This is a genomic window from Bradyrhizobium sp. LTSP857 (assembly GCF_000938285.1).
Taxonomy (GTDB): Bacteria; Pseudomonadota; Alphaproteobacteria; order Rhizobiales; family Xanthobacteraceae; genus Bradyrhizobium.
In genome coordinates this window covers 372,499-391,786 of sequence record NZ_JYMS01000027.1, presented here as the reverse complement: position 1 = coordinate 391,786, position 19,288 = coordinate 372,499, and the positions used below count along the sequence as shown (strand labels likewise).

Sequence of the window (19,288 nt, the reverse complement as noted above, 5' to 3'; positions counted from 1 at the left end):
GGCCTAAACCTCATCAAATAAACGCTGCGAAAGCTTGGAGCGGATGTGTCCTGCGGGATCGAGCGATTTTCGGATCGCGTTGAAGCGTTGCAGGGCGGGATAGCCGGCCTCGAAAGTTGCACGCGACTGGCGCGCGTCTTTTGCGAGATAAAGCCGCCCGCCGGCAGCGACGACCAGACGGTCGATCTCGTCGAGGAAATTCAGGATGTCGCCCTTCAGCGGGAAATCCAGCGCCAGCGTGTAGCCGGGCAGCGGGAACGACAGGATGCCGTCGCCCTGGCCGAGCTTCTTCAGCACTGCGAGGAACGAGGCATCGCCGCGCTTCGAGACGCGGTCGAGGATATCGGCGAGCACGTCGCGCGCGCCGGCTTCCGGAAGCACGCATTGATGCTGGAGAAAGCCGCGCCGTCCATAGATGCGATTCCAGGCACCGACGCTGTCGAGCGGAAAGAAATAGGGATAGAGCGACACCACATGGCTGCCGCCGGCACGCCGTACGCCCATGCGGTAGTAGAGCTCGTTGAAGGCGCGGATGCTGTAGCGGTTCAGCGTCATCGACGGGAGATCGACCGGCACGGCGAGCCCGGGATTCTTGCCCGCGGGAAAACGATCGGCACCGTCGGCAAGCTCGTCTGTGCGCGCGTGCTCACCGAGATAGATCAGCGCGCGGCCGAGGTCGTTGCCGCGCGTAGCGCAATCGATCCATGCCACCGAATAAGTCGCGGAATCGCCGGCGTCGAGCGCACGCATCGCGGCATCGAGATCGGACGCGGAGATCACCCGCTCGCGGATCCAGCCGGTCTCGACCCGCCGCAACCGCATCGTCGCTTCGAGAATGACCCCGGTGAGGCCCATGCCGCCGATGGTCGCGAAGAACGCATCCGAATTCTGCTCGCGCGAGACCTCGATGGTGTCGCCCTGCCCGGTGCGCAGCAGGATGCTGTCGACGTAACGGCCGAAGCCACCCTCGCAATGATGGTTCTTGCCATGCACGTCGGCGGCAATCGCGCCGCCGACCGACACGAACCGCGTGCCGGGAACGACGAAGGGCAGGAATCCGCGCGGGCCAAACGTGTCGATCAGGTCCGACAGCAGCACGCCGGCTTCGAGACGGAGACGCCCGGTTGCCGGATCGAACGACCTGACCCGGTCGAAACCCGTCATCGCGACGGTCCGGCTGGCTCCGATCGCGGCATCGCCATAGGCGCGGCCATTACCGCGCGCCACAGCGCCGGCCGTGCCGACGGCTTCGCCCACCGCCTCGAACGACCGCGGCCGCAGCAGTTCGCTATCGACGACCGGGAAGCGTCCCCAGCCGCTGACGAGGGTCATCGTTCAGCTCCGTTGCGAGGCGCGCGCCGCCCCGCTCTGGAAACTGCCTACCGGTCAAAAGCTTATATTACGTTGAGGCGTCGGTGCGTTTGCGTTGGTTAATGGCCGAGCGCCAGCGCGATCAGGCCGAGCGTACCGACGATGACGCGCCACCAGGCGAACACCACGAAGCCGTGGCGGGTGACGTATCCGAGGAACGCCTTCACCACGATGATCGCGGTGATGAACGACACCACAAAGCCGATCGCGACGATGCCCATGTGGTCCATCGTCATCTCGGAGCGGTTCTTGTAGAAATCGTAGGCGAACGCGCCGATCATGGTGGGAATCGCGAGGAAGAACGAGAACTCCGCCGCCGCGCGCTTGTCGGCCCCCAAAAACATCGCGGCGACGATGCTGGCGCCGGAGCGCGACACGCCCGGGATCATCGCGATGCACTGCGCGATGCCGATATAGAGATACATCGGCAGCGGAAATTTCGTGGCGTCATGCTCGCGCGCCTTGAGATCGAGCCGATCGACCCATAGCAGGATGGCGCCGCCGACGATCAGCGAGAAGCACACCACCCACGGATTGAACAGCATGCTCTTGATGTATTTGCCGGCGACGAGGCCGACGACGACCGCGGGCAGGAACGCCACCAGCACGCCGATCACGAAGCGGCGCGCATAGGCGTCGCCGGTGAACATGCCGATCGCGACGTCCCACAATTTCTTGAAGTACAACACGACGATCGCAAGGATCGCGCCGAGCTGGATCAGAACCGTAAACGAATCCCAGAAGGCGCCCTCGCCGAGACCGAAGAAGCGCTCCGCAAGCAGCAGGTGGCCGGTCGAGGAAACGGGAAGGAACTCGGTCACACCCTCGATGATGCCGAGGATCACTGCCCGTATTGCATCTGACATATTTACGGTCCATTTCCGCTGGAAAACGGGGCTCTTCTCGCCTATTCGCCTCTTTGCTGCAATCGCAAAATGCGCCGTCACGCCCTTGCTTCGCGGTTTTGAAAGACTAGTGTGGCGCCGCACAAACATTGATGGATTGTTAAGCACCATCAAATAGTCAAAGGCTTCATGTTTACGCTGTTTCATCATCCGTTCTGTCCGCATTCGCGTTTCATCCGCCTGATCGCGGGCGAATACGGGCTCGAGCTGAAGCTGGTCGAGGAACGCAGCTGGGAACGGCGCGAGGCATTTTTGCTGCTCAACGCGGCCGGCACCACGCCGGTGCTGGTGGACGACGAGCAGCCGCCAATTCCGGGCGCCCCCATCATCGCGGAATATCTCGACGAGGCCTATGGCGCCGAGATGGGCCCCAAGCGGCTGATGCCGGAGACGATCGCCGAGCGCGTCGAGGTGCGCCGGCTGATGGCCTGGTTCAACGAAAAATTCTTCGAGGAAGTCTCCCATCCGCTCGTCACCGAGCGCATCTACAAGCGCTTCATGAGCGAGGAGAACGGCGGCGGCCCGCCCTCGGCCGACGTGATGCGCGCCGCCAAGGCCAATGTGCGCTATCATCTGGCCTATATCGGCTGGCTGGCACAGACGCGTAACTTTCTCGCCGGCGATAGGCTCACTTACGCGGATCTCGCCGCCGCGGCGCATCTCTCGGCGATCGACTATCTGGGCGACGTGCCATGGAGCGAGGACGACGCGGCAAAGGCGTGGTACGCGCGGGTGAAATCCCGCCCGTCGTTCCGTCCGCTGCTGAGCGAATGGCTGGCCGGCGTGCCGGCGTCGCGGACTTACGTGGACCTGGATTTCTGAACTCCGATCCGACTGAACTGAAGACGGCGCTTGCACGCGAAGCGCAGGCGCTCGGCTTCGATTGCATCGGCATCACCGAGCCGGGCACGATCGAAAACGCCGGCAAATATTTTCTCGAATTCATCGCGTCGGGCGGCCACGGCGACATGGACTGGCTCGCCGCGCAGCCGGAGCGCCGTGTCGATCCGCGCGGCCTGTGGCATGACGTGCGCTCGGTGATCATGCTCGGCGTCAATTACGGCCCCGACTCTGATCCGCTGGAAATCCTGCAACAGCGCACGCGCGCAGCGATCTCGGTCTATGCGCAGGGCGACGACTATCACGATTTGATCAAGAAACGGCTGAAGGCGCTGGCGCGCTGGCTGGTCGCGGCCGCACCAAGCGAGGTCAAGGTGTTCGTCGACACCGCGGCGGTGATGGAGAAGCCGCTCGCACAAGCCGCGCATCTCGGCTGGCAGGGCAAGCACACCAATCTCGTCTCGCGCGAATTCGGCTCATGGCTGTTTCTCGGCGCGATCTACACGACATTGGATTTGCCGCGCGATCATGCCGAGATCGATCATTGTGGTTCGTGCCGGGCGTGCCTCGACATCTGTCCGACCGCAGCGTTTCCTGCGCCCTACAAGCTCGATGCGCGGCGCTGCATCTCGTATTTGACCATCGAGAACAAGGGGCCGATCCCGCGCGAATTTCGCGAAGCCATCGGCAACCGCATCTATGGCTGCGATGATTGCCTCGCCGCCTGCCCCTGGAACAAGTTTGCACAGGAAGGACGCGAAGCAAAGCTCGCAGCGCGCGACGAATTGCGCGCGCCGGGGCTGGCCGAACTGGCACGGCTCGACGATGCATCGTTTCGTGCGCTGTTCACGAAGTCGCCGGTCAAGCGCATCGGCCGCGCCCGCTTCTTGCGCAACGTGTTGATCGCGATCGGCAACTCCGGTGATGCGGCGCTGGCGGCGGAAGCGCGGCGGCTGGTGGACGATGCAAGCCCGTTGGTGCGCGGAGCTGCGGTGTGGGCGTTGGGGCAGTTGGTGGAGCGCAGCGAGTTCGATGCGATGAGATCTGCCGCGATGAGCGACGAGCGCGACGATAGCGTGCGTGAGGAGTGGCAGCCCTCCTCCTAGCCCTCCGCCGTCATGCCCCGCGAAGGCGGGGCATCCAGTACGCCGCGGCCTCTCGATTCAAATCACGACTGCCTCGGAGTACTGGATCGCCCGGTCATCAAGCCGGGCGATGACAGCGGTTATTGTGGCTGCTGCACGCGCTGTTGCCACCCTTGATTTCCCCGCGCATTCCTTCAAGGTCGCGCGTCATGACAAACATGCCTTTCTTCACCCGCGACGGCGATACATTCCATCCGACGGAAGTGGCCAACGGCCCGTGGGATCCGAAATCGCTGCACGGACGCGTCATCGTCGGCCTGCTCGGCTTCGCCATTGAGGAGCGCCATTCGGGTCCTGAGTTCGTGCCGGCGCGATTGACCGTCGACATGTTTCGGCTACCAACGATCGACAAGCCGATTGAAGTGACGACGCGGCTGGTGCGTGACGGAATGCGCATCCGCGTGGTCGAGGCGGAGTTTTTCTCCGGCGGCGTCAGCATGGCGCGCGCCTCCTGCCAATTGCTGCGGCGAACACAAAATCCAGAGGGCAACGTCTGGTCGCCGCCGAACTGGGACGTGCCGAAGCCGGCCGACATTCCAAAACCGACCGATCCCAGGCTCGGCATGAACGGCAAATGGACGACGCGGCCGATCATCGGCCATATGGGCTCACTCGGACCGCGCCGGCTCTGGATGAGCGAAGTGCGCGAGCTCGTTGCGGGCGTGCCGATGACGCCGTTCGTCCATGTCGCCACCGGCGCCGATTTCGCAAGTCCGTTTGCCAATGCCGGCGACAAGGGGCTCGGCTACATCAACAGTGACGTGACGATCTACCTGCATCGCCTGCCGGTGACGAACTGGATCGGCTTCGACGTGGTGAATCACCAGGCGTCCGACGGCGTGGCGATCGGCGAATGCTGGCTCTACGACGAGGAGGGCCCGATCGGCACCGCGACGGTGGCAGCACTTGCGCAGCGCAAGCCGGTGGCAAAGCCGTCGCCGCCGTAGTGCTCCGTCGTCACGCCAGATGCCGCTTCATCTCCGGCCGCGTCTTCAGCTCCGCGCCCTGCTTGGCGACGATCTTCGCGATCCGTTCCGGCGCGAACTTCAAATCGACGAAGGCCGGCGCGGTGTTGGCGACCTCGTGATAGCTCACGATCTTGCCGTCGCGCAGCGTCATGATCGCGACGCCCTCGAACATCGCCCGCGCACCGTTCGCTTCTGCCAAGGTTGATTTGTAGCTGAAGGTGTAGCGCGCATAGAGCGTGGTGCCGTCGGACACGGGATCATGCATGTCCCAGCGGAAATCGGTCGCCGTGCGATAGAACCAGTCGTCGACCATCGCCGCGATCTTTTCGCGGCCCGCAAACGCGCCGTAGAACACGTCGTGATAGACGCCGTCCTCGGTGAACAGATCGGCAAAGGCACGGCCGTTACGGCTCTCAACCGCATCGCAGAACGCGCGCAGCATGGTGGTGGTTGTCATTGGCGTCTCTCCCACTCTCTTCGTCATGCCCCGCGAAAGCGGGGCATCCAGTACGCCGCGGCTTCTCGGTTAAAGCACGACGGCTTCTGGAATACTGGATTGCCCGCTTTCGCGGGCAATGACACCGAGCAACATTTCACCCCATCTCCGCGACCGCGGCAAGAATGCGCGCAATGTCCTGTGGGCGCGACAGGCGGTGATCGCCGTCCTGGATCATGGTGAGCACGACGTCGTCGGCCGGCAGACGATGCGTCAGCGCGAACGCATGCTGCCACGGCACATCGGGATCCTGCGCGCCCTGGAGAATTCGGACGGGACAGCCGAGATCAATGGCGCTGCCGAGCACGAGGTGATTGCGCCCCTCCTCGATCAGGTTCCGCGTGATCGGATAGGGCGAGCCGTCGCCATATTCGGACGGCCGCAACCAGAAACCCTTGGTCTCGATCTCTTTCTTCACCTCGGGCGAAAACTTCTTCCACATCAGCTCTTCGGTGAAGTCTGGCGCCGGCGCAATCAGCACCAGGCCCGCGAGCGATGCCTTACCGGAACGCTTCCTGATCTCGCGCGCGAGCAGCAGCGCCATCCAGCCGCCCATGGACGAGCCGATCAGCACTTGAGGACCGGTGCAGAAGCGCTCGAACACCGCGACGCTATCCTCGAGCCACATTCCGATTGTTCCGTCGGCGAAATCGCCGCTGGATTCGCCATGGCCGGAATAGTCGAACCGGACCGCGGCACGGCCATGCTCTGCGGCCCAGCCATCCAGCGCCACCGCCTTGCCGCCCTGCATGTCGGACTTGAAGCCGCCGAGCCAGACCAGGCCGGGCCCTTGCCCGGCGCGGCTGCGCACCGCGATCTTGCGGACCGACGGGCCCTCGCCCATTTCGATGAAGTCGAGCACGGCTTCGGGAATCGCGTTGGTCATGGAACATTTACTCGGGCTGTGCGGTTTGAGCTGTCCGGGCCGGTCCGATGGCATAATCCGGTATCAACCCTGACCTTTTGGGACGCTTGCGGAACCGGAGCAAGGTGTCTATGTCGAGCACCGTGCCGATAGGCGTGGCCAAAATGCCTCGCATTTGAGGGTTTTTCGCTTCCCGTACACGCGACTTGCTTGCCGGCAAACGCTTCTTCCTTCAAAATAGCCGCTTCCTTTCACAACTTTGGAGAACCACCCATTCGCCGTCCCAATAGAGCCCCGGCCCCAGCCGCCAAAGACGGGCCGCGCATCAATGATGATATCCGCAATGCGCAGATCCAGCTGATCGATCAGACCGGCGACAACAAGGGCACGGTCGAGACCGTTCTTGCCATTCGCATGGCCCAGGAAGCTGGCATGGATCTGGTCGAGATTTCGCCGAATGTCAGCCCTCCCGTCTGCAAGATCATGGACTACGGGAAGTACAAGTATTCCGCCCAGAAGAAAGCCGCCGAAGCCCGCAAGCGCCAGAAGACCGTCGAGATCAAGGAGATCAAGCTCCGCCCGATGATCGACGATCACGACTATGACGTGAAGATGCGTGCGATGCTGCGGTTCTTCGAAGAGGGCGACAAGGTCAAGATCACCCTGCGCTATCGCGGCCGCGAAATGGCGCATCAGGAGATCGGCACCAAGCTGCTGGACAAGATCAAGACCGACGTCGCCGAGCTCGCCAAGGTCGAGCAGGACGCCCGGTTCGAGGGCCGTCAGGTCGTCATGGTGCTGGCGCCGCGCTGACGCCAGCTCGGTACAGCCGAAATTTCAACGGCCCGTCCGGATCTCCGGCGGGCCGTTTGTGTTTCAGGTTCGCGTTGCCTGCCAGGTGCCGCTGCATTGGTCGCCAGAGATGATGCCCCTCCAGGAACCAGCTCCCACGACGCCGGCGAGCCGGCCGCCACCGGTGGCATGGGACGCGCCGACCGAAACCTGGACCGCGACAGCACCGCCGCGATTGACCGAGCCCGAGACCCGGCCGCCACCGGCGGACGAGACCCGGCTGCCGGCCACGCTGAAGGGGACGCTGTAGCCCGAGCTGCAATTGCCGCGGGTGGTGGCGAAAGTGACATTCCAGACGCCGTCATAGGCGCCGACACGGGCATCGGCGGTCGAGGGGATGGCGGCCGCGGCAAGCGTGGCGAAGAGCACAAGGCGGCGCGGGGAAGCGAAAGCTGACAAAAGCGATTGGGAAGAATGGGCCATTTTGGTCCTGCTCCGGGCGAAACAGCGTGAACATCGGGGTGGCAACCCCCAATAGTCGGTGAGCCCGTTCCGGCGGTTCACCGTTGCCATTTCGCTCTCGCTCTGCCATAAGCCCAGCCTTCATCGCCCGGCTGATTTAAGGGCTGCCGCGGCGGTGTCCGTGCGGGTTTTGCGCTAGTTCGTAAAAACCTGAGCACAATCAACGCTCTAACGAGCATTTTAGACGGCCAGCCGCCTTCACGGGCGGCATTCTGTTATGGCCAGAGGAGAGCAAAATGCCCAAGCTGAAGACCAAATCGGGCGCTAAAAAGCGCTTCAAGGTGACTGCCACCGGCAAAGTGATGCACGCCCAGCGCGGCAAGCGTCACGGCATGATCAAGCGGACGAAGAAGCAGATCCGTCAGCTCCGCGGCACCCGCGTGCTGTTCAAGACCGACGGCGACAACGTCAAGAAGTACTTCTTGCCGAACGCCTGATCGCGTCCACGATCATTGCCAACCGTGCCGCGCATCCCGCGGCAATCCGAAAACCAAGTCATCTCTGAAGGATCTTTGTCATGGCTCGCGTCAAACGCGGTGTGACCGCCCACGCCAAGCACAAGAAAGTCTACAAGGCCGCCAAGGGTTTCCGCGGCCGCCGCAAGAACACCATCCGCACCGCAAAGCCGGCCGTCGATAAGGCCTTGCAGTACGCGTTCCGTGATCGCAAGCGCAAGAAGCGGACGTTCCGCGCGCTCTGGATCCAGCGCATCAACGCCGCCGTCCGTCCGTTCGGCCTGACCTACAGCCGATTTATCGACGGCATGGCCAAGTCCGGGATCACCGTGGACCGCAAGGTGCTGTCGGATCTCGCGATCAACGAGCCCGCGTCGTTCCAGCTGATTGCCGAGAAGGCCAAGGCTGCGCTGGCCGCCTAAGGAGACTAGCGGGCCTTCTGGCCCGCAGCCTTCAGCGCGCGTTGCGAGTAACGCTGGGCGACCTCCGCCCGGCAGAATGCCGTGAACGAGAGATACATGGTGCCGGACTTGTTCCGGTACTTGCCATCGCACACGCGCATCTCGCGTTGGTAAGCCCGTTTCTGCGCAGCATTGAGGTCGGGCATGAAGTCCGCCTCGCATTTCTTTTCGACGGCGGCACCGAGCTTGACGTCGCCGCTCGCGGTCAATTCGCAATCCTGAAACAGCTTCATCGCGCTTTTGCAGCCCTTCTGCGCGCTGATGGCGTCGGCGACCTCGTCCAGCGTCATGGACTTCTCCATGCAAACCATGGCGCGCGCCGGGGTACCGACGACCGACAGAACGACGGCCAGAACGGTCAGACATGATCTTGAGAGCATCGCGCAGTCTCCTTGTATTCCCTAGGTGCCGGGCCTCCGCGCGAGGTTCAACCCAGCCGGTCGTGAGCCCGAAATGACCGGCTTTTTGCTTGACGTTACGGCCTTCGGGCGGCGACAACCCAGCCGAATTTAGCAGCAGGGATTTGACCGTGTCCGACCTCGCAACGCTCGAAACATCCATCCTCGACCAGATCGCCGCCGCCGGCGACGAAGCCGCGCTCGAAGCGGTGCGCGTCGCCTCGCTCGGCAAGAAGGGCTCGATCTCCGCGCTGCTCGCGACGCTCGGTAAGATGTCGCCGGACGAGCGCAAGACGCAAGGCGCCGCAATCAATCTGGCCAAGGACAAGGTCACGCAGGCGCTGGCCGCGCGGCGCGACCTCCTGAAATCGGCCGCGCTCGATGCACGGCTCGCATCGGAGACCATCGACGTCACCTTGCCGCTGCGCGATGCGCCGACTGATGCCGGCCGCATCCATCCGCTGAGCCAGGTCTGGGACGAGCTGACGACGATCTTCGCCGACATGGGTTTCTCGGTCGCCGAAGGTCCTGATATCGAGACCGACGACTACAATTTCACCAAGCTGAACTTCCCGGAAGGCCATCCCGCGCGCGAGATGCACGACACGTTCTTCTTCCACCCGAAGGAGGACGGCTCACGCATGCTGCTGCGCACCCACACCTCGCCGGTGCAGGTGCGCACCATGTTGAGCCAGAAGCCGCCGATCCGCGTGATCTGCCCGGGCCGCACCTATCGCATCGATTCGGACGCGACCCACACGCCGCAATTCCACCAGGTCGAAGGCCTCGTCATCGACAAGCACTCGCATCTCGGCCACCTCAAATGGATCCTGCACGAGTTCTGCAAGGCGTTCTTCGAGGTCGACCACATCAACATGCGCTTCCGGCCCTCGTTCTTCCCGTTCACCGAGCCGTCGCTGGAAGTCGACATCCAGTGCCGCCGCGACAAGGGCGAGATCCGCTTCGGCGAGGGCGAGGACTGGCTCGAGATTCTCGGCTGCGGCATGGTGCATCCGAACGTGCTGCGCGCCTGCGGCATCGATCCCGACGAGTACCAGGGCTTTGCCTGGGGCATGGGCATCGACCGCATCGCGATGCTGAAATACGGCATCGCCGATCTGCGTCAGATGTTCGACAGCGACGTCCGCTGGCTGTCCCATTACGGCTTCAAGCCGCTGGAAGTGCCGACTCTCGCGGGAGGGCTGAGCTCGTGAAATTCACCCTCTCCTGGCTGAAGGATCATCTCGACACCGACGAGCCGCTGGAAAAGCTGGCTGACAAGCTCACCATGATCGGGCTCGAGGTCGAGAACATCGAGGACAAGGCGAAGGCGCTGAAGCCGTTCACCATCGCGAAAGTGATCTCGGCCGAGCAGCATCCGAATGCTGATCGCTTGCGCGTTTGCATGGTCGACGCCGGTGGCGGTGCCGCGCCCGTGCAGGTCGTGTGCGGCGCGCCGAATGCGCGTGCAGGGCTCGTCAGCGTGTTCTCGCCGCCCGGCACCTACATTCCCGGCAAGGACATCACGCTGGGCGTCGGCACCATCCGCGGCGTCGAGAGCCGCGGCATGCTGTGCTCGGCCGCCGAATTGCAGATCTCCAACGACCATGACGGCATCATGGAATTGCCGGCGGACGCCCCGATCGGCGCGGGCTACGCCGAATGGGCCGCGCTCGGCGATCCCGTGATCGAGATCAACCTCACGCCGAACCGGCAGGACTGCACCGGCGTGCACGGCATCGCGCGCGACCTCGCCGCCGCCGACATGGGCAAGTTCAAGGACCCGACCATCAAACCGATCAAGGGCGAATTCCCCTGTCCGGTGAAGGTCACGGTCGAAGACGCAGCACTGTGTCCGGGCTTCGCGCTGCGGCTGGTACGCGGCGTCAAGAACGGCCCGTCGCCGGAATGGCTGCAGAAGCGGCTGACCGCGATCGGGCTGCGCCCGATCAACGCGTTGGTCGACATCACCAACTTCATGACCTACGACCGCGCGCGTCCACTGCACGTGTTCGACGCCAAGAAGGTCAAGGGCAATCTCGTGGTGCGCCGCGCCCGCAACGGCGAGACGCTGCTCGCGCTCGACGGCCGCACCTACAATCTCGACTCCAACATCTGCGTGATCGCCGACGAGCACGGCGTCGAATCGCTCGCCGGCATCATGGGTGGCGAAGCTTCGGGCTGCGATGAGAACACCACCGACGTGCTGATCGAATCGGCGCTGTGGAACGAGATCAACGTCGCCCAGACCGGCCGCAAGCTCGGCATCAATTCGGACGCGCGCTACCGCTTCGAGCGCGGCGTCGATCCGGCCTTCATGGTGCCGGGGCTTGAGCTCGCGACCAAACTCGTGATGGAGCTGTGCGGCGGTACGCCGTCGGAGAACATTGTCGTCGGCAAGGCTTTTGGCGACGACCGCGTGATCGATTTCCCGGTCACCGAGGTCAAGCGGCTGTCTGGCATCGAGGTGCCGCAGGTCGAGATGAAGCGCATCCTGTCCCATCTCGGCTTCATGATGGCGGGGCCGGGTCCGGTGGTGAAGGTCGCGGTGCCGTCGTGGCGCACCGACGTTCACGGCAAGGCCGACATCGTCGAGGAAGTCGTCCGCATCTTCGGTGTCGACAAGGTGCCGATGACGCCGTTCGAGCGCGGCGAAGACGCGCGCAAACCGGTGCTGACGCCGCTCCAGCTTCGCACCCGCCGCGCCAGGCGCGCGCTCGCGACCCGCGGCATGATCGAAGCCGTGACCTGGTCGTTCATCACAAAGGCTGCGGCCGAATTGTTCGGCGGCGGCCAGCGCGCGCTCGAAGTGGCCAACCCGATCGCCGCGGATCTCTCGGATATGCGGCCGAGCTTGATGCCCGGCCTGGTCGCAGCCGCGCAGGCCAATGCCGATCGCGGCTTTGGCGATGTCGCGCTGTTCGAGGTCGGCCAGATCTTCAAGGGCGATCGCCCGCAGGATCAGTTCATGGCCGCTAGCGGCGTCCGCCGCGGCTTCGCGTCGTCCGAGGGTCTGGGCCGGCACTGGTCGGGCTCGGCGCAGGCCGATGTGTTCGACGCCAAGGCCGATGCGCTTGCTGTGCTGGCTGCAGCCGGCGCGCCGATGCAGGCGTTGCAGATCGTCGCCGGTGGTCCCGGCTGGCTGCATCCGGGCCGCTCCGGCACGATCCAGATCGGCCCGCAGAACGTGCTCGGCTATTTCGGCGAGATGCATCCGCGCGCGCTGGAGGCGCTCAGCGCCGGCGGCCCGTTGATGGTGTTCGAGGTGATCCTCGACCGCCTCCCCGAGGCCAAGAAGAAGCCGACTCGCGCAAAACCGGCGATCGAGCTGTCCGCGTTCCAGCCTGTGTCGCGCGATTTCGCCTTCATCGTCGACCGGACCGTGAAGGCGGGCGATATCACGCGTGCCGCGCAAGGCGTCGACAAGAAGCTGATCACCGGCGTGAACGTGTTTGACGTCTACGAGGGCAAGGGCATCGACGACGGCAAGAAGTCGATTGCGATCGCGGTGACGATCCAGCCGCGCGAGAAGACGCTGACCGACCAGGAGATCGAGGCCGTCGCCGCGAAGATCGTGGCGGAGGTGATGAAGAAGACCGGCGGTACGTTACGGGCATAATAAAGCATGACCCTCACTGACTTTCTCCCAAAGGACGTCAGCCTCACCATCGCGATGGCGCTCTGCGCCATCGCTTTCGTTTCGGGCACCGCGCGCGGCTTCTCCGGCTTCGGCTCGGCGCTGATCTTCATGCCGCTGGCGAGCAGCATCGCCGGGCCCCGGCTTGTCGCTGCGCTGCTGCTCGTCATCGATTTCCTCGCGGCGGCGCCGCTGCTGCCCGATGCGTGGCGGAAGGCAGACCGCAAGGCCACCGCCGTGATCGTGCTGGGCGCGCTGGCCGGCGTGCCCGTCGGCACCTATTTCCTCAGCGTGCTCGACCCCGTCACCACGCGCTGGATCATCTCCTGCTTCGTCGCCGCGCTGCTGCTTCTGCTGCTGTCGGGCTGGCGCTATCGCGGCAAGGACCACACCTGGCTCTCGGTCGGCATCGGCGGCTTGTCGGGTTTTTGCAGTGGGCTGGCGCAAACCGGCGGACCGCCGATCGTCGGCTATTGGCTCGGCCGCCCGATCGCGTCGATCGTCGCGCGCGCCAACATCTTGCTGTTCTTCGGCGCATCGGATTTCTTCTCGATGGTCAGCTACGCCGCCACCGGGCTTATTTCGCGCGAGTCGCTCCTGCTCTCGCTCATCGTCGGCCCGGTCTACGCGATCGGCGTTGCCTTCGGCGCATCGCTGTTCGGCCGCGCCAGCGAAACGGTGTTTCGCGGCATCTGCTACGCACTGATTGCGATAGCCGTGATTGCGGGGCTGCCGGTGTTGGATGGGATTTTGCGATAGCTCCCTCCGTCGTCCCGGCGAAGGCCGGGACCCATACCGCGTGATTTATCGGTTGCGGCAGGTAGAGGTACCGAACTACGAGTCTTCGCCAAACCACGTTTTGTGGTTATGGGTCCCGGCCTTCGCCGGGACGACAATCAATTCCTTTACTGCGGCCGTGTCCGCCGCCGCTTCATCGACTGCGTCGGCACGTCAGCCGGTTCATCCTTCAACGCGCCGATCTTGCGGAGCGCCGCATCCGCTGCGCGCTCGCCGCTTTCCCAGGCGCCGTCGACGGTGCCCCAGAGCGTCTCGTGCGTGGCTTCGCCCGCGAGGAACATGCAGCCCATCGGCTCCGTCAAAACTTTTCGCGAGAGCTGGCCGCCGGGTGAAGACGCCGACATCGCGCCCATGACGTAAGGCGAGGCGTTCCAGCGCGTTGCGCTGGTCTTTTGCACGGCAGCTGCCGCCTCGCTGCCGAACAATTTTGAGATCCATTCCTTGGCGAAGGCCGTCATCGCCTTCTCGCCCTGCTCCGAGAGATCACGGCCGAATGCGCCGCCGACATCGATCGAGCACAACGAGGAGCCGCCGATATTGGCGAACATGAGCGCGGTGCGCGTCGAGTTGCTCTGCTCGATGAGAATGTCGTCGCGCGACAGGCCGAGCGGATTGCCCGGCAGTTGCAGCACGATGTGATCATAGCTGCCGAGCCCGAGCTTTGAGGCGGCATCAAGCGTGCGCTTGGGAATATCCGGTGCGAACTTGATCGCACCCGAGGTCAGCACATTGGTCGAGACCGTAATGATGGCGGCGCGCGCGCTGATCTTGCCAGATTGCGTCTCCACACTAACGTCGCGATTGCTCCAGACGATCCGGCTCGCTGGCGTCGAGAGCGCGACCGGCGCCTGCTCGCCGAGTTTTGCGATCAGCGTGCCCAGCCCCTGCCGGCAAGCGATCGCGGCATTGCGGTCCTGCGCGCGCGCCTTGTCGATCGCGGACAGCTCCTTCAGATCCTTGCCGGCAAAGCTCGCGCCCAGCACGAATTCGGCGGCGCCCGCCCAATCGCCAAGGTCCTTCGGCAGCACCGACGCGCAGGATGTATCGAGCTTGCCGCGCGAGGCCTCGTCGATGGCACGGTTAGCACGCACCAGCGCCGCCAAAAACTCCTCGGTCTCGCCCGCGCGTGCATTGCGGCGGCCGATGCGCATCTTCTGGCCAGATGGCGCCGGCAGGACGTCGAGCCCGACGCTGCGCCCTAGCCGGATCATCGGGTTGGTGTCGGGATTGTGCATCCAGCGCGCACCACGATCGAACGGCACGTCGAAGGTCGTGCTGTCGGTGATGCAGCGCCCGCCGATCTGGGAGGCCGCTTCCACCACCACGACCTTGCGGTTGGCCGCCATCACGCGCCGCGCCGCGGCAATTCCCGCCGCACCCGCGCCGATCACGACAATGTCAGCCTCGCGCGGCAAGGTCGCGGCGGTTGCGCGCAGGACCGGCATTGCGGCAAAACCCGCCGACGCCGATAGGAAGCTGCGGCGCGTGATTGTCATGTCATGGTTTCCGGGGACTTGCGGCAAACGGGAACAGCTCGCGAACTTTGCCGTATCTGATGTTGCGCGGCAACCATCATGGTGAATCAATCGTGCTTGAGCTCACAGAGCGATGAACCGAATTGCAACACGTTCCGACCATGATAGAGAAGAGAAAAGACGGCCGGAAAAGGCCGTGGGTGGAGTTCATGGGGACGGTCCTAGATTCAGTCGGCAAGCTGATTGCCGCGTACCTCTCAAAGGAGGTGCCGGGCTACGAGCCGTTCACGCCGAGCGACCCGGAGCATTTGCGCGGCGTCATCGAGCCTGGCGACGTGCTGCTGGTCGAGGGCAACAACCGCATCTCCGGCATCATCAAATATCTGACGCAGTCGACCTGGTCGCATGCCGCGCTCTATGTCGGCGCGATCGAGGGCGCAGCCGAGCCTGACGGCGAACCGCACGTGCTGGTCGAGGCCAATATCGGCGAAGGCGTCACCTCCGCGCCGCTGTCGAAATATTTCCCCTATCACACCCGCGTCTGCCGTCCGGTCGGGCTGTCCTACGAGGACCGCACCACGGTCTGCCGCTATGCGATCAACCGCATCGGGTTCGGCTACGACACCAAGAACATCGTCGATCTCATGCGCTTCCTGTTTCCGCTGCCGATACCGCAGCGCTGGCGGCGGCGCATGATAGCGATCGGCTCGGGCGATCCGACCAAGATCATCTGCTCGGCGCTGATCGCGCAGGCCTTCGACGCCGTGCGCTATCCGATCCTGCCGAAGATCACCAAGGCCGGCAGCCGCGCCGCGCGCCGCGAGATCCTGCACATCCGCGATTCCTCGCTCTACATGCCCCGGGACTTCGACATCTCGCCCTATTTCGAAGTCGTCAAACCCACCATCGTGCACGGCTTCGACTACACCGCTCTGCACTGGGCCGACAAGCAAAAGCCGCTCGAGGAGGTAGCGGGCTCATTCGGGGTGTTTCCAGAAGCGATCAGTGCGCCGCCGCTCATTCCTGAAGCGATTGACGAAGAAGCGCCGGCTCAAGTTTCAGCTGAAGAAGTGAGCGCGCAGCCTGCAGAGACGGTCGAACGCGTCACCATCTCGGAGCATTTTCTGCTGCTGAAGACAATCGCGATGTATCGGCCAAGGCAGCGGGGACGGACGCGCGAGAGGGCGGCTTAGCGCCAATCGGGAAGAAGCTTAACGCGACTGCCATCCAACATATTCGGTGCCGTCCCGGCGAAGGCCGGGACTCGTACCGCGTGATTTATCGATTGCAGGCGGTAGAAGTCCCGAACGGCGAATCTTCGCCAAACTCCTCCCTGGGGTTATGGGTCCCGGCCTTCGCCGGGACGACAGGGAAAACCTACCGCTCCGCCCGCCCAATCACCGCCATCAGCTCCGCGATCTTCTCGCGCTGATCCGCCTTGTCGCCGCTGGCGATAGCGTGCTCGACGCAATGGGCGACGTGGTCCTTCAAAACCTCTTCCTCGACCCGGCGCAGTGCGGCACGCACCGCCGAGATCTGCGTGACGATATCGATGCAGTAGCGGTCGTCCTCGACCATTTTCGAGAGGCCGCGAACCTGCCCCTCGATCCGGCCGAGCCTTTTTCCGACGGATGCCTTGATGTCCTTACGCATGCCGTCTATATACCCCCCTAGGGTATAAGTTGCAAGGCCGGAGCACGGGAATGAACGACGCCGAACACGGGCATCATCACGAGGCGGACGCTCATTCGGGATGCGGCTGTTCCGCCAAGGCCGCGCCGGCCGCTGCGAAGCCGGCAGCTTCGTCATGCTGCGGTGGACACGGCAATCACGCGCATCAGCATAGCGATGCCGCAGCAAAGGTCCTCGACCCCGTCTGCGGCATGACGGTCGATCCCGCGACCTCAAAGCATCGCTTTGAGCATCACGGCGAGACGTTCCATTTCTGCTCCGCCGGCTGCCGCACCAAATTCGCCGCCGATCCCGCAAAATATCTCGCCAAGAAAAACGAAGAGCACGAGGCGCCCGAACCGGAGATGCCCGCGGGCACGATCTACACCTGCCCGATGCATCCGGAGATCCGGCAGATCGGACCGGGCAGCTGCCCGATCTGCGGCATGGCGCTGGAGCCGGAGGTCGCGAGCCTGGAGACCGGACCCAATCCGGAGCTCGCCGACATGACGCGGCGGTTCTGGATCGGCGGCGCGCTGGCGCTGCCGGCGGTGGTGCTGGAGATGGGCGGCCATCTCGCCGGTCCGCACAACTGGATCGACCCGACACTGTCGAACTGGATCCAGCTCGTTTTCGCAACGCCCGTGGTGATCTGGGCCGGCTGGCCGTTCTTCGTCCGCGGCTGGCAGTCGCTGGTCACCCGCAACCTCAACATGTTCGCGCTGATCGCGATGGGCACCGGCGTCGCCTATGTCTACAGCCTGATCGGCACCATCGCGCCGCAGATTTTTCCGGCCACGTTCCGCGGCCATGAAGGCGCGGTCGTGGTCTATTTCGAAGCGGCCGCCGTGATCACCGTGCTGGTGCTGCTTGGCCAGGTGCTGGAGCTGCGCGCCCGCGATGCGACGTCGGGCGCGATCAAGGCGCTGTTGCAGCTCGCGCCAAAGACGGCGCGCCGCGTCGAGCCTGATGGCAGCGAGCACGAGGTCGAAATCGATTCCCTCCACGCCGGCGACCGCTTGCGCGTTCGTCCCGGTGAGAAGGTGCCGGTCGACGGCGTCATTCTCGAAGGCCGCTCCTCGCTCGACGAATCTCTCGTCACCGGCGAATCCATGCCGGTCACCAAGGAGCCCGGTGCCGAGGTAATCGCGGGCACGCTGAACCAGTCCGGCAGCTTCATCATGCGTGCCGACAAGGTCGGGCGCGAGACGCTACTGTCGCAGATCGTGCAGATGGTCGCGGATGCGCAGCGCTCGCGCGCGCCGATCCAGCGGCTGGCCGACCAGGTCGCGGGCTGGTTCGTACCAACGGTGATCGCCGTTGCCATCATCGCCTTTGCTGCGTGGGCCTGGTTCGGACCGGAGCCCCGGCTTGCGTTCGGCCTCGTCGCCGCCGTCAGCGTGCTGATCATCGCCTGCCCCTGTGCGCTGGGACTTGCGACCCCGATGTCGATCATGGTCGGCGTCGGCCGCGGCGCGCAAGCGGGTGTCCTGATCAAGAACGCCGAAGCGCTGGAGCGGATGGAGAAGATCGACACGCTCGTGGTCGACAAGACGGGCACGCTGACCGAAGGCAAGCCCAAGGTGGTTGCGATCATTCCGGTTGCCGGCCATGCGGAAGACGACATCCTTCGCCTCGCAGCCAGCGTCGAGCGCGCCAGCGAGCATCCTTTGGCCGATGCCATCATGCGCGCGGCGAAAGAGAAACAGCTCGCGCTCGGCCAGGTCGAGCAGTTCGATTCCCCGACAGGCAAGGGCGCAACCGGCAAGGTCGATGGCAAAACGATTGTGCTCGGCAATGCAAAATATTTTGCCTCGATCGGCATCGACACCAAGGCACTCGACGTCGAGGCCGAGCGCCTGCGCGGCGATGGCGCGACCGTCATCAATATGGCCATCGATGGTGCACTCGCCGGCCTCTTTGCCATCGCGGATCCGGTCAAGGCCTCGACCCCGGAGGCGCTGAAGGCGCTCGCCGCCGAGGGCATCAAGGTGATCATGTTGACCGGAGATAATCGCACCACGGCGAAAGCGGTGGCGCGCCGGCTCGGCATTGCCGACGTGGAAGCCGAGGTGCTGCCGGACCAGAAGAGCGCGGTGGTGACAAAACTGCAAAAGGCCGGCCGCAGCGTCGCCATGGCCGGCGACGGCGTCAACGACGCGCCGGCGCTGGCGGCAGCCGAAGTCGGCATCGCCATGGGCACCGGCACCGACGTGGCGATGGAGAGCGCCGGCATTACCCTGCTCAAGGGCGATCTCACGGGCATCGTGCGGGCGCGAAAACTGTCGCAGGCGACCATGAGCAACATCCGCCAGAATTTGTTCTTCGCCTTCATCTACAACGCCGCCGGGATTCCGATTGCCGCCGGCATCCTCTATCCGGCCTTTGGCGTGCTGCTATCGCCGATCATTGCTGCGGCGGCGATGGCGCTGTCCTCGGTCAGCGTGGTCGGCAATGCCTTGCGGCTCCGTGCGACGCGGCTGTGAGGA

19 protein-coding genes are annotated in these 19,288 nt (G+C 64.2%); 11 read left to right on the top strand and 8 right to left on the bottom strand.

Annotated elements, in window-relative coordinates:
- Positions 1–3 precede the first annotated feature (3 nt).
- The gene (locus UP06_RS19305; RefSeq protein ID WP_045004813.1) at positions 4–1,332 is read right to left on the bottom strand and encodes an FAD-binding oxidoreductase; all 1,329 of its coding nucleotides are present in this window, start codon (positions 1,330–1,332) and stop codon (positions 4–6) included.
- Between the two features lie 98 nt (positions 1,333–1,430).
- Positions 1,431–2,237 carry an undecaprenyl-diphosphate phosphatase gene (locus UP06_RS19300; RefSeq protein WP_045004812.1) on the bottom strand — a complete coding sequence of 269 codons (807 nt, stop codon included), beginning with the start codon at positions 2,235–2,237 and terminating at the stop codon, positions 1,431–1,433.
- A 168-nt stretch (positions 2,238–2,405) separates the two neighbouring features.
- Here UP06_RS19300 and UP06_RS19295 point away from each other — a divergent pair, with 168 nt between their 5' ends.
- The 3 genes from UP06_RS19295 (at position 2,406) to UP06_RS19285 (ending at position 5,208) form a co-directional block, all read left to right on the top strand.
- On the top strand, positions 2,406–3,098 hold the full coding sequence (locus tag UP06_RS19295; RefSeq protein ID WP_045004811.1) for a glutathione S-transferase family protein: 693 nt from the start codon (positions 2,406–2,408) through the stop codon (positions 3,096–3,098).
- Complete coding sequence (gene queG, locus UP06_RS19290; protein WP_045004809.1) at positions 3,047–4,222, top strand: tRNA epoxyqueuosine(34) reductase QueG; 1,176 nt, start codon at positions 3,047–3,049, stop codon at positions 4,220–4,222. The genes UP06_RS19295 and queG overlap by 52 nt, the downstream gene beginning before the upstream one ends.
- Before the next feature lie 188 nt (positions 4,223–4,410).
- A complete protein-coding gene (locus UP06_RS19285) occupies positions 4,411–5,208 on the top strand; it encodes an acyl-CoA thioesterase domain-containing protein (protein ID WP_045004807.1) in 798 nt (265 codons plus the stop codon).
- A gap of 10 nt (positions 5,209–5,218) precedes the next feature.
- On the opposite strand, the gene UP06_RS19280 is transcribed toward UP06_RS19285, so the two are convergent.
- Complete coding sequence (locus tag UP06_RS19280; RefSeq protein ID WP_045004805.1) at positions 5,219–5,686, bottom strand: nuclear transport factor 2 family protein; 468 nt, start codon at positions 5,684–5,686, stop codon at positions 5,219–5,221.
- Between the two features lie 136 nt (positions 5,687–5,822).
- Positions 5,823–6,611 carry an alpha/beta hydrolase gene (locus UP06_RS19275; protein WP_045004803.1) on the bottom strand — a complete coding sequence of 263 codons (789 nt, stop codon included), beginning with the start codon at positions 6,609–6,611 and terminating at the stop codon, positions 5,823–5,825.
- A gap of 252 nt (positions 6,612–6,863) precedes the next feature.
- Between UP06_RS19275 and infC the strand changes: the two genes are divergently transcribed.
- The gene (gene infC / locus UP06_RS19270) at positions 6,864–7,403 is read left to right on the top strand and encodes a translation initiation factor IF-3 (protein ID WP_148743626.1); all 540 of its coding nucleotides are present in this window, start codon (positions 6,864–6,866) and stop codon (positions 7,401–7,403) included.
- A gap of 63 nt (positions 7,404–7,466) precedes the next feature.
- Here infC and UP06_RS19265 read toward each other — a convergent pair whose 3' ends face one another.
- Positions 7,467–7,865 carry a hypothetical protein gene (locus UP06_RS19265; RefSeq protein WP_045004799.1) on the bottom strand — a complete coding sequence of 133 codons (399 nt, stop codon included), beginning with the start codon at positions 7,863–7,865 and terminating at the stop codon, positions 7,467–7,469.
- 275 nt (positions 7,866–8,140) lie between these two features.
- Between UP06_RS19265 and rpmI the strand changes: the two genes are divergently transcribed.
- Positions 8,141–8,341, top strand: a complete 201-nt coding sequence (rpmI, locus tag UP06_RS19260; RefSeq protein ID WP_008539890.1) for a 50S ribosomal protein L35 — start codon at positions 8,141–8,143, stop codon at positions 8,339–8,341.
- 80 nt (positions 8,342–8,421) lie between these two features.
- The gene (gene rplT, locus UP06_RS19255) at positions 8,422–8,781 is read left to right on the top strand and encodes a 50S ribosomal protein L20 (RefSeq protein ID WP_045004797.1); all 360 of its coding nucleotides are present in this window, start codon (positions 8,422–8,424) and stop codon (positions 8,779–8,781) included.
- Positions 8,782–8,786: 5 nt separating this feature from the next.
- On the opposite strand, the gene UP06_RS19250 is transcribed toward rplT, so the two are convergent.
- Positions 8,787–9,200, bottom strand: coding sequence for a hypothetical protein (locus tag UP06_RS19250; protein ID WP_045004795.1), 414 nt, complete (start codon positions 9,198–9,200; stop codon positions 8,787–8,789).
- Between the two features lie 149 nt (positions 9,201–9,349).
- Here UP06_RS19250 and pheS point away from each other — a divergent pair, with 149 nt between their 5' ends.
- From pheS to UP06_RS19235, 3 genes are read left to right on the top strand one after another with little or no spacing between them, the layout of a single operon-like run.
- Positions 9,350–10,432, top strand: coding sequence for a phenylalanine--tRNA ligase subunit alpha (pheS, locus tag UP06_RS19245; protein ID WP_045005028.1), 1,083 nt, complete (start codon positions 9,350–9,352; stop codon positions 10,430–10,432).
- Positions 10,429–12,837 carry a phenylalanine--tRNA ligase subunit beta gene (pheT, locus tag UP06_RS19240; protein ID WP_045004793.1) on the top strand — a complete coding sequence of 803 codons (2,409 nt, stop codon included), beginning with the start codon at positions 10,429–10,431 and terminating at the stop codon, positions 12,835–12,837. Before pheS ends, pheT begins: the two co-directional genes overlap by 4 nt.
- A 6-nt stretch (positions 12,838–12,843) precedes the next feature.
- The gene (locus tag UP06_RS19235) at positions 12,844–13,614 is read left to right on the top strand and encodes a sulfite exporter TauE/SafE family protein (protein WP_045004792.1); all 771 of its coding nucleotides are present in this window, start codon (positions 12,844–12,846) and stop codon (positions 13,612–13,614) included.
- Between the two features lie 146 nt (positions 13,615–13,760).
- Here the strand turns inward: UP06_RS19235 and UP06_RS19230 are convergent, their stop codons facing one another.
- Positions 13,761–15,149 carry a flavin monoamine oxidase family protein gene (locus tag UP06_RS19230; protein ID WP_045004790.1) on the bottom strand — a complete coding sequence of 463 codons (1,389 nt, stop codon included), beginning with the start codon at positions 15,147–15,149 and terminating at the stop codon, positions 13,761–13,763.
- A gap of 188 nt (positions 15,150–15,337) precedes the next feature.
- Here UP06_RS19230 and UP06_RS19225 point away from each other — a divergent pair, with 188 nt between their 5' ends.
- Entirely contained in the window at positions 15,338–16,321 is a 984-nt protein-coding gene (locus UP06_RS19225) for a YiiX/YebB-like N1pC/P60 family cysteine hydrolase (protein ID WP_045004788.1), read from the top strand.
- Positions 16,322–16,505: 184 nt separating this feature from the next.
- Here the strand turns inward: UP06_RS19225 and UP06_RS19220 are convergent, their stop codons facing one another.
- Positions 16,506–16,781: a metal-sensitive transcriptional regulator gene (locus UP06_RS19220; RefSeq protein WP_045004787.1), complete on the bottom strand. Its 276-nt coding sequence runs from the start codon at positions 16,779–16,781 to the stop codon at positions 16,506–16,508.
- Between the two features lie 50 nt (positions 16,782–16,831).
- On the opposite strand from UP06_RS19220, the gene UP06_RS19215 reads away from it, so the two are divergent.
- The gene (locus UP06_RS19215; RefSeq protein ID WP_045004786.1) at positions 16,832–19,285 is read left to right on the top strand and encodes a heavy metal translocating P-type ATPase; all 2,454 of its coding nucleotides are present in this window, start codon (positions 16,832–16,834) and stop codon (positions 19,283–19,285) included.
- The last annotated feature ends 3 nt before the right edge of the window (positions 19,286–19,288 follow it).